The organism is Gulosibacter sp. (assembly GCF_052090685.1).
In the GTDB taxonomy this organism is placed as follows: Bacteria; Actinomycetota; Actinomycetes; order Actinomycetales; family Microbacteriaceae; genus Gulosibacter.
The window spans coordinates 23,780-37,574 of record NZ_JBQDBE010000007.1 but is presented as its reverse complement, the minus strand read 5'-3'; the positions used below and the strand labels follow the sequence as shown (position 1 = coordinate 37,574).

The following is a 13,795-nucleotide window of genomic DNA, read 5'->3' as shown; positions in this document are numbered from 1 at the left end:
AGTGAAGAACGCTTCAACGGTAACTTAATCGATTAAGTCATGCAAGAGTGAGCTTGAATGGCATTAGCTCGCGCGTTGAAGGGGTCTGACTGCTGCGGGCAGCGAGGTGCGTGCTGTTGGCTTAGGTTCAGACGGGCTGCTGGTTGGCTGGAAAAGATTAATCGATTGAGAGATTCAATCGAGGGCTGTTGTGGATGCTCGAATGTGGAACTCTGTTTTGTGTTCTCGTACTTGCGGAGACCGAGTCTCACTTGTGAGTATGCCGAGCAGCATCTCGGCACACGCCGCACCGAATTCACGAGGACGCAGATCTAGAGCTGTGACTGGGGGATCGAGCAACTGCGCAAACGGTCCGTCAATGTACGCGGCGAGGAGCACATCCACACCGACTTCGCGTCCGCGCGACCGGAGATACGAAGCCGCGGCGGCAGCCGAACTATCGGGAACGGCGATGACTGCATCCACACCATCGTCGAGCTGCTTGCAGGCATCAATGACGCTCCCTTGACCGGAAAGGAAAGGAACCTCGATGAGCTGAACACTCAAGCCACTCGTGTAACCGAAGAGTCTCGACGCCTGGTGCGCTTCAATTCCCCAAGAGTTGTCCGAAGGGGGAAGGAGGACCGCGATTTGTCTCGCCCCGCGTTCGGTAACGTGCGAGAGGAGGTCGTGCATCCGGGCGAGGTGGTCGACATAGACCACCCCAGTCGGTTCAGGCAGTCCAGGCGGGACGCGTTCCGCGGTAACGACAGGTCGAGAGCCTGCCAATATTTGTGCGACTGCGGGTGAGCCACTTGTCGGGTCAATCACGACCACGCCGTCGACATTCGCCAGGGATGATTGAACGCCACCCTGGCGAGGCATGAGTAGCGTCGCGACTTCATGAGCGCTACTCGCATATTCGGCAACGCCGGTCGTGAATTCCATGTAGTAGCCAAGAGACCCGGTGTCTTCGGGCAGATGAAGCCCAATGGTGTGATTGCGTTGGCGGCGAAGGTTTCGCGCGCTGACGTTGACGACATAACCGATGTCTTCCGCCGCAGCGAGTACTGCCAGTCGGGTTTCTTCAGAGACCCCGGGCTTGTTGCGAAGTGCCAGTGATACCGCGGCCGTTGACACGCCAGCGAGTTCGGCAACATGACGGAGTGTGGGTTGCCGCAGTGGCTCCGAATGTTCGGCCTTGTCGTCGGCATTGCGCTTCGTCATGGATCTACCTTCCCACCGAAGCCCCGCTAGCGACCGGAGAACGCGCCCGCAGCGTGTGCCGTCCGAGTTTGTCGGCGGCACCTGGCACAATTGTCGAATGGTTTATTTCCGCCCGACTTCTGCGCAAGTGGCAGAATCCTCCGCATCTGCGGATGACTTCGCGCCCCTCGCTCTCGCAGAACTCGCGGTGGCAGTTCCTGAAGACCTGAACCGTCGCGTGGAGTCGTTCGAGTCGTACGTCGTGCGACAGACGAAGCCCGCCACGGCGCCGACAATCCCCGTTCAGGGCACGGTCTGGAAGTCGGGGATCATCGAAGAATTGCGCAATCCACGGCCCAAGGGACCGGTGGCGCAGCGTATCGTGTGCTCTTCTGATGATCGGGACAATTGGCTCGCGGAACGTCGCCGAGGGATTACCGCGACGGATGCCGCTCGGCTTGCGACACCGACTTCGGTGCGTGCGGTGGCGGCGGATAAGGTGCACGGCAGTTCCTTTGGCGGCAACGCGTTCACTGATTTTGGCCGCAGTCGTGAACCAGTGATCGCCGATTGGATGCGGCAAGAACACGGTATCGCCAGCTGCGGGCTTCTCTTCCGCGCCGAGGAAAACCCCCGCCACCTGGCGACTCCCGATGGACTCGCGGAATGGGGCGACGAAGTCGTCCTCGCCGAGATCAAAACGGTGAACAAGCCGTGGAAGCGCATCCCGCGCAACTATCTGCGGCAGGTGTGGTGGCAGCAATACGTGGTCGGCGCCGAACGCACCCTGTTTGTGTGGGAACGCCACGAGAATTTCGTGGTACAGGATGCCGAACCCAAGTCGGTCTGGATCGATCGCGACGACGAGGAGATCGCGAAACTCGTGAAGCTTGCCGACGAGGTGCTCGCCCGGGTGCATCACGGGGCTTAACAGCGCAGGCCGTAACAATATCTACGGCAGCGACACTTCCGGTCGCACTCGAAGCAAACCCTGGGATGCGCCCAGCGGTTCAAGCCAGACCTTGCCTGCGAGTGACGCTGCCGGTTCCAACAGCAGTCCTGCCTTGATACCAATAAAGGTGATGGTGAGTTGAGCCTGGAGTACCGCATCCGGGTCTGCAACCGAGCCATCATCGGGATCGATTCCCGAGGGGATATCCACCGCGATCACGATCGGCGCCGGGTCGAGAGCGGATGCGATGGCTGCCTTCACCGCAACGACGAACCCTCGTGCCGGGTCGCGAAGCGCGGTGGAGCCACCCGCGGCGGTGCCGCCCGAGCCAATGCCGAGCACACCATCCAGAACTACATCGGCGCCCGCGACCAATGCCGCTGCCGACTCTGGCGATGCATCCAGGATGATCTCTGCACCCTCTTCGCGAGCCGCAGTTTCGGCAGCCTTGTGCAGTTTGCCCGACACCGCGATGACCTGCACTGTGACACCCGCGTTCGAAATGAATGAGGCGGCGTAGGTTGCATCGCCGCCGTTGTTCCCCGGACCGGCGAGCACAAGCACTCGTGAGGTCTCGGGTGAGGGCAGGATGCTCGTGACGTGCTCGGCGAGCGACTGGGCCGCTCGGATCATCAGCGGCACACCCCGTTCGAGGAAAGGAGCTTCAGCTTCGCGGATCTGGGCGGCGGAGTATCCATTACGCATGCCGCCTAGTGTCGCACTGAATCACTCGCTTAGAGAATTGCTCGCATCTGCGAAGGAGCCACGCCAAATTTGGCGCGAAACGCGCGACTGAAGTGAGCCGAGTCTGAGAACCCGCGAGACAATGCGAGTTGGGAAAGCGTGACGTGTGCGGCGCGGCCACTCACGAGTTCGCGGTGAATTCGATCGAGGCGCCTATTCCAGACCCAAGTCATGATGGTCTCGCCTTCTTGGGAGAATGCGCGGTGGACACTACTTGGTGACAGATGCAGGGCCTTCGACACCGAATTCACGCTGAGCGTCGGATCGTCCAGGTTCTCAATGAGATAGCGCTTGATCGCATCGCGGCGAGTCTCAAGATGTCGATCTGCCGGAGGTGTCGTGAGCGAGTGAACCCCGGCGAACACAAGGTGTTCAATGCCTTGCGCCATCGAATGAGCTGCATCAGCATTCAGCGAATCAATATTCGTAGCGAGCGACCGCACGGCCGCGAGCAGTGCGGTATTTGCACTGTGTGTGCCTTGTAGGCTCCGTGCAGTGAGTGAGTCTGCGTTCGGCACATGCCGCTCGAACGTTTCTCGAGAGAACTGCAGCACAATCTGTTCGAAATCGGTCTCGAGCTCGAGTGAGTAGGGACGCAAGGTGTCGTATAGCGCCATGCCGCCGTTGGTGATCCGGGTGGCCCGGCCATCCTGCGTGACGATACAAGAGCCTCGTGACTGAAGACTGACCAAATACCAATCTTCATTCGTAGCGGACCCAATACTTGATTTGCGCCTCGATACGATTTGCTCCGTCGCTTTGACGGTCGAAATCTGCATCCCAGCGAGGGGACGAACATCTATTTGCCCGTCGATGTAATCACGGTCACTGTGAGTAGTGCAGTCGAGATCCACGAATGTCTCTGAGACGGCTTGCGTCCAATAATCAAGCTTCGACCGGCGAGGAATTGACGCCGTCGTCAATATTTTGCCCATACGCCATTCTAAGGCCCGAAAGCCTTGGAAAGTATGACCCAAAGCTCACTCAAGACAGCAGGTTGAGAGAACGGGTCAAATCACTTGACGCACACAATCAACCACCGGATCGACGCTGCTCGTATCGTCGAGACTACGCCAGCAGGTGTCTAATTCGTTCAAAGGAGTACGACGTGAATCATCCAAAGTTCAAGGCGGCCGCAGTTCAAGCAGCGCCAGAATTCCTCGACCTCGATGGCTCGATCGACAAGGCCATTTCACTCATTGAAGATGCCGCGAAAGAAGGCGCTTCTCTCATCGGTTTCCCCGAAGTGTGGCTTCCCGGTTACCCCTGGTATGCCTGGCTCGAGGCTCCAGCGCTTTGGATGGGGAAGTACGCTCAACGCTACTTTGATAACTCTCTTGAATACGGGACTGCCCAAGCTGATCGCATCGCCGCTGCCGCAAAAGAACACAACATTATGGTGTCCATGGGGCTCAGCGAACGAAGTGGCGGAAGCCTCTACATCGCGCAGTGGCTCATTAACCATGATGGCCGCACCATCGTGCAGCGACGAAAACTGAAGCCGACTCACGTCGAGCGCACGATATACGGCGAGGGCGATGGCTCGCATCTCATCGTTTCGGACACCGATCTCGGTCGTATGGGTGGCCTCTGCTGTTGGGAGCACTTCCAACCGCTGTCGAAGTATGCAATGTACTCGCAGCACGAACAAGTGCACATCGCGGCGTGGCCAAGTTTCTCGCTGTATGAGGGTGGTGCCTACGCACTCGGCCCAGAAGTGAATACGTCTGGATCTCGTACCTACGCCGTCGAGGGTCAGTGCTTTGTTATTGCGCCTTGTGCCACTGTCTCGCAAGCGATGGTGGACGAGATGTGCCATGACGATACGCAGCGCCAACTCTTAAAGGTGGGTGGCGGGCACGCACGTATTTTTGGCCCGGATGGACAGCAGCTCAACGAGAACCTGCCGGCAGACGTAGAGGGAAACGTCTATGCGGAGATTGACTTAGGAATGATCTCTGTCGCGAAGGTTGCAGGCGATCCGGTTGGTCACTATTCGCGACCGGATGCAACTCAGCTGTTGCTCAATCGGGGTCAGCGGCGCCCCGTCGTCGAATCAAATGCGTTCTCACAGCGGGAGCAGATTGATTCCTTTGCTGAAACAGAAGACGAAGCCGAAAAGTTGAGCAGCACCGCGATTCCGAACGCGGCCACTCCTAATTCGAGCATTGCCTAACGGGGATTGAGCAATGGAACCGTCGATACCCGAGAACCTCAGGACTCAACGCATTGAACCTTTGAGGATGAAAGAAGGGCATGCGCCTCCCTATCCGTCTTATTCCGGGCGTTTTGGAGCACTCAATACCGGGGTGGTTTGCGCACTGCTTGGAGTGCAGAGCCCACGTCCTTTTTCTGCCAATGCGCAAGTCGCCATTGACGAGTTTTGGCGTGCGTGCGAAGGTGACAATGCCCCTGGGGCCCGTGAGGTTGCGACACATATTGATGAACACGATTTCGAGAATCGGATCATTCTGGCGTATTGGAATGATCCAGCATCGTTCGAGCGCTGGTTTAGCCAGAACGTTGACAACATCGTGATCAGGAATCAATCAGCGGAACGACGCGGGCGGTGGATTGAAGTGATCCATTCGAGGCCGAATGACGTAGAAACGCTGTATTCATCGGACACTTTCCCCGAGGGCGTCTCGCGCGTAGCGGAGGATGGATTTAGTGGAGAGATCCTTGAACACGGCTATTGGGGAAGCATGCGAGACAGGCTTCCACGTTCGCAGACGGAGTCGCTTGAACCAGAAGGAACGCCGGAACACGATGTAGGTGATTTTTCGGTACGCGTGAAACCGCACGAGAACTTCACGATCATCCGTTCGGGTCAAGACTGGAGCGAATGCGACGAACAAGAACTCACCAAGTACTTCACAGATGTTGAACCGCAATTACAGTCAGGCATGGAATTCCTCGTCACGAATGGTGAGGAGGTCGGCTGCTTCAGCAACCGTTACATGCGAAGCTGTGATGTCGACGGGAACCTTATGCCACAAAGTTTTGGCTTGAGTTTCTGGCGGAGCCTCGCTGACCTCGAACGCTGGGCGGAGTCGCATCCCACACACTTGCGGATATTTGGTGCAGCCATGCGTTTCTTACGAGACAACGAAAACACCAAACTACGGCTGAGCCACGAAGTTTCAGTTGTGCCTCGTGCTCAGCAGTACTTTGAGTACAACAGTTGTCACGCGACCACTGGAATGCTTGGTGCTGTGAAAGTGGGCGCTTCGCAGTAGCCAGTGTGCTGTGTTGAGAGATCCCCACGACTCCAGATGGAGTTTCCGTGGGGATCTCTCATCCTCAAGATTGAAGCTCAGTCCGGAGCGCGTGATCTGCGCAAAAGTACGGGCAGGAAACAGACTGTGTTCGGCCGCCTCAATTAGCCTGAACCTCACTCAAGACGAAGGGGAACTGATGGGCTTCATCAAGGCATTTTCCGGTGCAATTGGCGGCATGCTCGCCGACCAGTGGGTCGACTTTCTCGAACCTCCGCGGAACATTCCCGCGACTGCGGCAATCTTTCCAGCCGTCGCATCCGGCACGAACGCAGGTCGCGGATCCAACACCAAAGGCTCAGAGCACGTCATCACCAACGGCTCGAAGATTGTCGTGCCTGAAGGCATTGGCCTCATCACGCTGCAGGACGGTCAGATCACCGGCTTCATCGCAGAACCGGGCGGCTTCATCTACGAGCCGGGACACCAGGACTCGAAGTCAATCTTCACCGGCGGGGGTTTGCTTTCTTCGACCGTGAAGACCTCCTGGGAACGCTTCAAGTTTGGCGGTCGCCCGAGCGTGCAACAGCTCGCGTTCTACGTGAACCTCAAAGAGATCCCGAACAACCGCTTCGGCACGCAGTCGGAAATCTACTGGGACGACTCCTACCTCGGTACCCAGGTCGCGGCGATCACTCGCGGTACCTACACTCTCCGCATCGTCGACCCGATCCTCTTCGTCCGCAACTTCGTACCGCAGAACTACGTCGGCGCCTCGCCACAGATTTTCGACTTCAGCGACGTCGACAATCCCGCCGGCGCCCAGCTGTTCAACGAGGTCGTCTCCTCGCTCGCACCCGCATTCTCGAATTACACGAACGACCCGAACAAGGGCAACCGCATGGCCCGCATCCAGGGCGACTCACTCGGCTTCGCGCAGTCGCTCGCGGGTGCTGTAGAAGAGGGATACAACTGGTCCTCAGACCGCGGCCTCACGATCGTGAAGACCGCCATCCAGGCCATCGAGTACGACGAGACCACGAAGAAGCTCCTTGCTGACGCACAGAAAGCGGATGCGCTGTCCGGCTCGCGCGGTCAGTCCTTCCTGCAACAGTCGATGGCTCGCGGATTTGAATCGGCCGGCGAAAACTCGGGTGGTCAAGGCATCGCGATGATGGGAATGGGCGTTGGCGCTGCCGGCGGTGCGGTGAACTATCAGCAGAACCCAAACCAGCCCGCGCCATACCAAAACCCGTTCCAGGGCGGGCAGCAACAACAGCAGTACCAGCAGGGTCAGCCGCAGCAGGGTCAGTACCAGCAAGGTCAGCAGCCTCCGCAGCAACACCAGCAGGGTCAGCAGCCACCGCAGCAACAGCCTCCCCAGCAGCAGGGCGGTGTCGACGGTGCTGCTAAACTCGCGGAATTCAAATCGATGCTCGACCAGGGCCTGATCACGCAGGAAGACTACGACGCAGCCAAGCGCCGCGCGCTCGGTCTCGACTAGTCAACCGGCGATGCAGTGTGCGAGGAGGGGTCATGGCGGATAACTTTCCGTTCGGACGCGGTATCGGCCGCTCAATATTCAATTCGATCGAGGGCAACCTGCCGCCGCAAGCGCGTGACGGGTTGAACTCGTTCTTGAATAGTGACTCCTCCTCGCAGCACTACGACACCGAGGCGCAGACCTCCCGGCAGCAACCCCCTCGCGGACAGCGCCGCGGAAGTCAGCAGCAGCCGCCGATGCATTCGGATCCTGCCGAAGCGGCGCCATCAGAAGACGGCCCCACGATCAACGTCATTGACACCTCGATCGGAAAAGGCGACGGGCTCGATAAGTGTCCGAAGTGTGGCTCCACCGAGGTCGTGCTGCGCGTTAAAGATGGCACGCTCATGTGCCAGTTCTGCCGTTATGAGTGGAACGAAAAGACCATCGAGGAGAAATTCGGCCTCGAGTCGCCGATCTCCGAGTTGCAGGGCATCCACATGGGGTCCGGTGCAACAAAGATTGAAGAGTCGACCAGGGATGTGCTCACGCTGAAATGCGGCGCGTGCGGTGCCGATGTCGTGGTCAACACCAATGAGGCCATGCAGTCGCGATGCCACTGGTGCCGCAACGTCCTCTCCGTCAACCAACAGGTTCCGAACGGTGCGGTCCCCGACGGGCTCCTACCATTCAGCCTGCCGAAGGAAAAGGCGATTGAGAACATTCGCGAGTTTGTCAGCAAACGAAAGTTCTTTGCGCATCCACAATTCGTAAAGGAGTTCGCGCCCGAATCGGTCGTCGGCGTCTACATGCCCTATTTGACAATGGATGCGAATGCCTCAGTTGAGCTCAACGGTGTCGGCGAGGTGCAGACTCGCTCATATACGCGCGGTTCGGGCGATAACAAGTACCGGGTCTATGACGCGGATGTCTATCAACTCGGACGCAAATTCGACATCACCGTGGACGACGTGTTGATCGAGTCCTCGCAAGAACGCGCGAATATGGATACCGGGCTCAACACGAACAACGTGATTAACGCCATCCAGCCCTTCGACACCAAAAAAGCGGTGTCGTATAACGCGAATTACCTCCGCGGGTTCACTTCGGAGAAACGTGACCTGGACGTACACGCGGTCGAACCAATGGCCAACGGGCGTGTGTTGTCCGTCGCGCGCAGTCGCGCCAATGAGACCACGCGACGCTACGGTCGTGGCGTGCGGTGGGAAGGCGAGCAACTCTCGGTGCACGGTAGCCGCTGGGTTGCGCTCTATGTGCCGGTATGGCTTTATAGCTATTTCGAGACACGAAACGGTCAATCTTTCACGCACTATGTCGCCGTCAACGGGCGTACTGGGCAAACGATGGGTAGCGTGCCTGTGCGAAAAAGCCGACTCTTCGCGGTTTCTGCGATCATCAGCATCATCGGCACCGCGATATCGGGCGCCATTGGTTTCGCGTACATCATGTTTTAGGGGATGCAGACTATGGGCATTGAACTCGCATTTGGCCTCTATGAGGTCGGGCAGCATACGGCCACGCTCGCCGATTCATCTGGCGATGGCGAGGGGATCCTCTACCTGCTGCTCTTGGGACCAGCATCCGGCTTCCTCTTTTATGGCGCGATGATGCGCCGATACCGCAACCACGACAAGCGCTATGAGTACGAGCACCGTTCCGATAGTGAAGTATTCAATCTGCAGTCCTATGACAATAAAGTCGACCGGATCGTCGGCACCCGACAGTCCCGCATCCGTGGTGACAACAGCAAGAAACCTCGCGAACGGCTCGGGCCGAACACGAAAGTCTTTCGTCGCCAGTAGCTGTGGCGCACCTCGAAGCCGATTATTGCTGGTGGGATGCGTATCCCACCTATGCCACGTGTTTCGGTGTGCGCTCGCGGTCTGCCGCATCCGCGTTCTCGAGAATGCTTCCGGCGGTCTCCCGATCGTCACCGGGAGCTTGCGTCCTTGACAGCTTTGAGGGCCACCAAATTGATTTGCCGATGTCATAGGTCAGCGCCGGAACGAGCAGGGTCCGCACCACGAAGGTGTCGAGCAGCACCCCAAACGCCACGATGAAGGCGATCTGCAGCAGGAACAGAATCGGCAGGACCGAAAGCGCGGCGAAGGTCGCCGCTAAGACAAGTCCTGCTGAGGTAATGACGCCGCCGGTGATCGTCAGGCCGCGCAGCACACCCTGCCTCGTGCCGTGCGCGAGCGACTCTTCGCGCACTCTGGTCATGAGGAAAATGTTGTAGTCGATCCCGAGTGCCACGAGGAACACGAACCCGTAGAGGGGAACCGCGGGGTCGGCTCCGGGGAATTCGAAGACGTGATTGAACACGAGCGCCGCCACTCCCATCGCTGTGCCGAAGGACAGCACGGTCGTGAGAATGAGCAGGATCGGCGCGAGCACTGATCGGAGCAGCAGCATCAAAATCAGCGTGATGACCACCAGAACGATTGGGATGATCAGGTTTCGGTCATGGATGGACGCGTCATTGGTGTCGATAGCGGTCGCGGTCACGCCACCGACCAGTGCATCCGGATGCGATTGCGCCAGCTCCGCGCGGATCTCGCGCACCGTGTCGCCAGCCTCGGTGGAGTCGGGCGCGCTGGTCAACGTGCCTTGCAAGAGGACATTGCCGGCGACGATTGTCGGCTCGGCCGCGGGCGTACCCGGAGGGCCCAGCGGTTGGATTCCGTTCTCGGTGACCGGCGCGGTGCCGCTCGGCGAGTCGGCTGCGCTCACGGAGACTGATTCGATGCCTTCAGTGTTGAGCAGCACTTCGGCGCCGTCGAGCAGTTCGTCTTCGGGGAACACGACGTAGACGGGGCTGCCGGAGCCGTCGGGGAAATGCTCGCCGAGATAGGTTTGCCCCTCGCGCGCCTGGGATTCACCAAGCACGAGCTCGGACTGGGCGACTCCGGATGCGTTGAGCTGTGTCGCCGCGAGTGCTCCGAGCAGGAGCACACCGGTGGTTGCGAGCCACACGGTGCGGGGACGCCGTTGCACGAGTCGAGCGACGACACCCCAGAAACCCTTCCGATTCGGTATCCCGTCTTCTGCCGCCACCACCTCGGGTTCGTATCGAGGTCGGCGTGGCCAAAACGCGACCCGGCCGAAGGCAAACAGGATTGCTGGCAGCAGGGTCAGCGCTGCAAGCATCGCAAAGACGATGCCGATTGAGGCGACCGGACCGAGCGCGCTATTAGATTTCAAATCACTGAGCAGCAAGCACAGAAGTCCGGCAATGACGGTACCGCCGGAGGCGAGGATCGGCTCAATAGAGCCGCGAAGGGCCTGTTTGGTGGCGGCCCACTTGTCGTGGGTGCTGCGCAACTCCTCGCGATATCGCGCGACGTAGAGGAGGGAGTAGTCGGTTGCGGCTCCGATTACGAGAATAAAGAGAATGCCCTGCGTCTGACCGCTCAGCAAGACGATCTCGGCTTTCGCGAGCCACCACACGGCAAGTAGCGCCACACAGAGCGCGAACATACTCGTGGAAAGCACCGCCAACGGCAATAAGAGCGACCGATATACGAGGATCAGGATGATGAACACGGCCCCGAGAGCGACGGCAAGCAGGAGCCCGTCGATCCCAGCGAAGGCTTCGGCAAGGTCAGCCGAGAAGCCCGCTGGACCGGTCACGAAGACCTCGATACCTTCGGGCGCATCCTCGTTTAAGGAGGTCGTGAGAGACTCGACAATATCCCCGACCTCGCCGCCAGAATCGAGCGGTACGAATGCCTGCACCGCGAGCCCGTCTTCAGAAGGAATCCCGGGTGAGACTCCGCCGGCTACACCTTCGACATCGTTGAGCGCGGAGACTTGATCTTCGATCGTCGTGAGTTGTGCTTCGGTGAGTGGTTCGTCGGCAACGAACACCAGGATGGCCGGAATCGCATCGGTGTCGCTGAAATCGCCAAGCTGGCCCTGCACCTGAGTCGCCTCGGCGGACTCGGGAAGGTAGGCAGTCTGGTCATTCGATGAGACTTCGGAGACACGACCAAAATAAGGGCCGCCAACCGCGGCGCCAATGAGCCAGGCGAGGATGAGGATCGCGGGAAGGAGCACTCGCAACCAGCGTCGTTTGGGATGCTCGCCAGCATCGGCCGTGATGTTGGTTTCGCGGTCCTCCGCCGGATCCGACTCGGGCGCCGCATGCTTCCCGGAATTACTGGTTTGCATGGCGATCCTCTTCGCGAAAAAAATTGTTTAGCTTGGCTAGCAACTAACTTAGCATAATGCTTGGCTGAGTATGATGTGGGTATGACTGAAAAGGGGGGTGAAGACTCGTCGCGTTCACACGTCTACTCTCTCAATGCCAGCGATCCCGCTGGTGAACTCATTGACCGCACCCACGTCTCGGACGAAGAATCGCGAGAAATTAGTGCAGTCATGCAGGCGCTCGGTCGATTGCGAGAGGCTGAACAGCGGCTCTCGGATGCCTCGCTCAAGTACATGAAGCTCAATGCGACCGATATGCGAGCGCTCCACTTTCTCATTGTGTGTGGAAACACTCGAACCGTGGCAACTCCGGGGGCTATTGCCGCCCACCTCCACATTTCCAGCGCATCCACCACGAAATTGCTTGATCGCCTTGAGCGAGGTGGGCACATAACACGGGCGCCGCATCCTACTGACCGTCGCGCGCTCGCGATTTCCGTCACCGAGCAGACGCGGCAGGCGGCGATGGATACCGTCGGTAGGCAGCAGGCGAACCGGTTCTATGCGGTGCAGCGACTCAGTAGTAGTGAGCGCGAAATTGTGGTTCGATTCCTCGATGACATGGCCGGGGAAATCTCCCTCAAGGATGAGTCGTGGGTAAAACCGGAATAGTGCTTGCAATTCGCGCCGCCGCTCGCCTAAGCTAGTCCTCAGCCTTAGACCGCTGGTGCTCGGCGTGCGTGTGTAACTACTCGTGTTCCGAACGAAGGTTCCTTGTTAAGGACGGCCATCGCAGGTGACTGTAGCAGCGCATCCTCGTATCTGTAGAGGGTGCGCGTTCACGCTCCGGCATCTGCGTCGGAGCGTTTTCTGTTCAAGGATGCGCTCCCCGAGCGCGTACCAGCGGTGCACGAGAAGCACCCGCTTTTGGTGCGCGATTCAAATGAGAGGAGACCCATGGCGACGAAGGAAGCCACAGTCGCAGAGCTCGCGAAGGAATTCGAGAGCTCTTCGGCCATCGTGCTGACTGAGTACCGCGGTCTCACCGTGACCCAGCTCAAGGAGCTGCGTCGTGCACTCGGTGAGTCTGCAAACTACGCCGTGGCGAAGAACACGCTTGCCAAGATTGCAGCGAAAAACGCTGGACTCGAAGGCCTCGACGACCACTTCACCGGACCGACCGCTATTGCGTTCGTGAAGGGTGAGGTTGTCGATGCTGCAAAGGCACTGCGTGACTTTGCCAAGGACAACCCCCTCCTGGCGATTAAGGGCGGCTACTTCGATGGCGCCGTGCTTACCGCGGAGGATGTTGACAAGCTGGCGAACCTCGAGAGCCGTGAAACGCTGCTCGGCAAGCTTGCCGGCGCATTCAAGGCCTCGCTGTTCGGTGCCGCTTACATGTTCACCGCGCCTGCGTCCAAGGCGGTTCGTACCGTCGACGCACTGCGCGAAAAGCAGGAGTCCGCGAACTAGTCCATTCCGGACTCAGCGGCAAATTTCATTACAAGGAGAAAATTAAATGGCAAAGCTTACTGCTGAAGAGCTCATCGAGGCCTTCAAGGAACTGACCCTCATCGAGCTCAGCGACTTCGTGAAGCTCTTCGAGGAGACCTTCGAGGTCACCGCTGCTGCTCCGGTTGCTGTTGCGGCTGCCGGTGGCGCTGCTGGCGGCGACGCTGCACCTGCTGAGGAAGAGAAGTCGGAATTCGACGTCATCCTCGAGTCGGTTGGCGACAAGAAGATCCAGGTCATCAAGGAGGTCCGTGGCCTCACCTCGCTCGGTCTCGGCGAGGCAAAGGCTCTCGTTGACGGCGCACCCAAGGCTGTGCTCGAGGGTGCAAGCAAGGAAGACGCTGAGAAGGCCAAGGAAGCCCTCGAGGCTGTTGGCGCAACCGTTACTCTCAAGTAGTTTCTGCTTGTAACGGCGACAAAACGCGCGTTTAAAGGATGCGGACCAGGGATTTTTTCCTGGTCCGCATTTTTATTTCGAAGTAATACTGAAGTTTGATTGCAACGAAAGGTAACAAGACGGTAACCTCG

The 13,795-nt window shown here is 58.8% G+C and carries 13 protein-coding genes; 9 read left to right on the top strand and 4 right to left on the bottom strand.

What is annotated here, in order from left to right; all coding sequences use genetic code 11:
- Positions 1-174 precede the first annotated feature (174 nt).
- Positions 175-1,206, bottom strand: coding sequence for a LacI family DNA-binding transcriptional regulator (locus ACTHXA_RS05935; RefSeq protein ID WP_441670347.1), 1,032 nt, complete (start codon positions 1,204-1,206; stop codon positions 175-177).
- 97 nt (positions 1,207-1,303) lie between these two features.
- Between ACTHXA_RS05935 and ACTHXA_RS05930 the strand changes: the two genes are divergently transcribed.
- Entirely contained in the window at positions 1,304-2,116 is an 813-nt protein-coding gene (locus ACTHXA_RS05930) for a YqaJ viral recombinase family protein (protein ID WP_441670345.1), read from the top strand.
- A gap of 21 nt (positions 2,117-2,137) precedes the next feature.
- Here ACTHXA_RS05930 and ACTHXA_RS05925 read toward each other — a convergent pair whose 3' ends face one another.
- A complete protein-coding gene (locus tag ACTHXA_RS05925) occupies positions 2,138-2,842 on the bottom strand; it encodes an NAD(P)H-hydrate epimerase (protein WP_441670343.1) in 705 nt (234 codons plus the stop codon).
- 29 nt (positions 2,843-2,871) lie between these two features.
- Positions 2,872-3,816, bottom strand: coding sequence for a helix-turn-helix domain-containing protein (locus ACTHXA_RS05920; protein ID WP_441670342.1), 945 nt, complete (start codon positions 3,814-3,816; stop codon positions 2,872-2,874).
- 173 nt (positions 3,817-3,989) lie between these two features.
- Here ACTHXA_RS05920 and ACTHXA_RS05915 point away from each other — a divergent pair, with 173 nt between their 5' ends.
- From ACTHXA_RS05915 to ACTHXA_RS05895, 5 genes are all read left to right on the top strand, one after another.
- Positions 3,990-5,057 (top strand): carbon-nitrogen hydrolase family protein, encoded by a 1,068-nt coding sequence (locus ACTHXA_RS05915; RefSeq protein ID WP_441670340.1) that lies wholly within the window; start codon positions 3,990-3,992, stop codon positions 5,055-5,057.
- Positions 5,058-5,070: 13 nt separating this feature from the next.
- Positions 5,071-6,120, top strand: a complete 1,050-nt coding sequence (locus tag ACTHXA_RS05910; RefSeq protein ID WP_441670338.1) for a phenylacetaldoxime dehydratase family protein — start codon at positions 5,071-5,073, stop codon at positions 6,118-6,120.
- Between the two features lie 178 nt (positions 6,121-6,298).
- A complete protein-coding gene (locus ACTHXA_RS05905) occupies positions 6,299-7,603 on the top strand; it encodes an SHOCT domain-containing protein (protein WP_441670336.1) in 1,305 nt (434 codons plus the stop codon).
- Between the two features lie 32 nt (positions 7,604-7,635).
- On the top strand, positions 7,636-9,057 hold the full coding sequence (locus ACTHXA_RS05900; RefSeq protein WP_441670334.1) for a TFIIB-type zinc ribbon-containing protein: 1,422 nt from the start codon (positions 7,636-7,638) through the stop codon (positions 9,055-9,057).
- 12 nt (positions 9,058-9,069) lie between these two features.
- Positions 9,070-9,405 (top strand): hypothetical protein, encoded by a 336-nt coding sequence (locus ACTHXA_RS05895; RefSeq protein WP_441670332.1) that lies wholly within the window; start codon positions 9,070-9,072, stop codon positions 9,403-9,405.
- Positions 9,406-9,454: 49 nt separating this feature from the next.
- Here the strand turns inward: ACTHXA_RS05895 and ACTHXA_RS05890 are convergent, their stop codons facing one another.
- Positions 9,455-11,776 (bottom strand): MMPL family transporter, encoded by a 2,322-nt coding sequence (locus ACTHXA_RS05890; protein ID WP_441670330.1) that lies wholly within the window; start codon positions 11,774-11,776, stop codon positions 9,455-9,457.
- Positions 11,777-11,857: 81 nt separating this feature from the next.
- Between ACTHXA_RS05890 and ACTHXA_RS05885 the strand changes: the two genes are divergently transcribed.
- The 3 genes from ACTHXA_RS05885 (at position 11,858) to rplL (ending at position 13,664) form a co-directional block, all read left to right on the top strand.
- Positions 11,858-12,427, top strand: a complete 570-nt coding sequence (locus ACTHXA_RS05885; protein ID WP_441670328.1) for a MarR family winged helix-turn-helix transcriptional regulator — start codon at positions 11,858-11,860, stop codon at positions 12,425-12,427.
- 285 nt (positions 12,428-12,712) lie between these two features.
- Positions 12,713-13,228 carry a 50S ribosomal protein L10 gene (gene rplJ, locus ACTHXA_RS05880; RefSeq protein ID WP_441670326.1) on the top strand — a complete coding sequence of 172 codons (516 nt, stop codon included), beginning with the start codon at positions 12,713-12,715 and terminating at the stop codon, positions 13,226-13,228.
- A gap of 46 nt (positions 13,229-13,274) precedes the next feature.
- Positions 13,275-13,664, top strand: coding sequence for a 50S ribosomal protein L7/L12 (gene rplL / locus ACTHXA_RS05875; protein ID WP_441670324.1), 390 nt, complete (start codon positions 13,275-13,277; stop codon positions 13,662-13,664).
- Positions 13,665-13,795 lie beyond the last annotated feature (131 nt).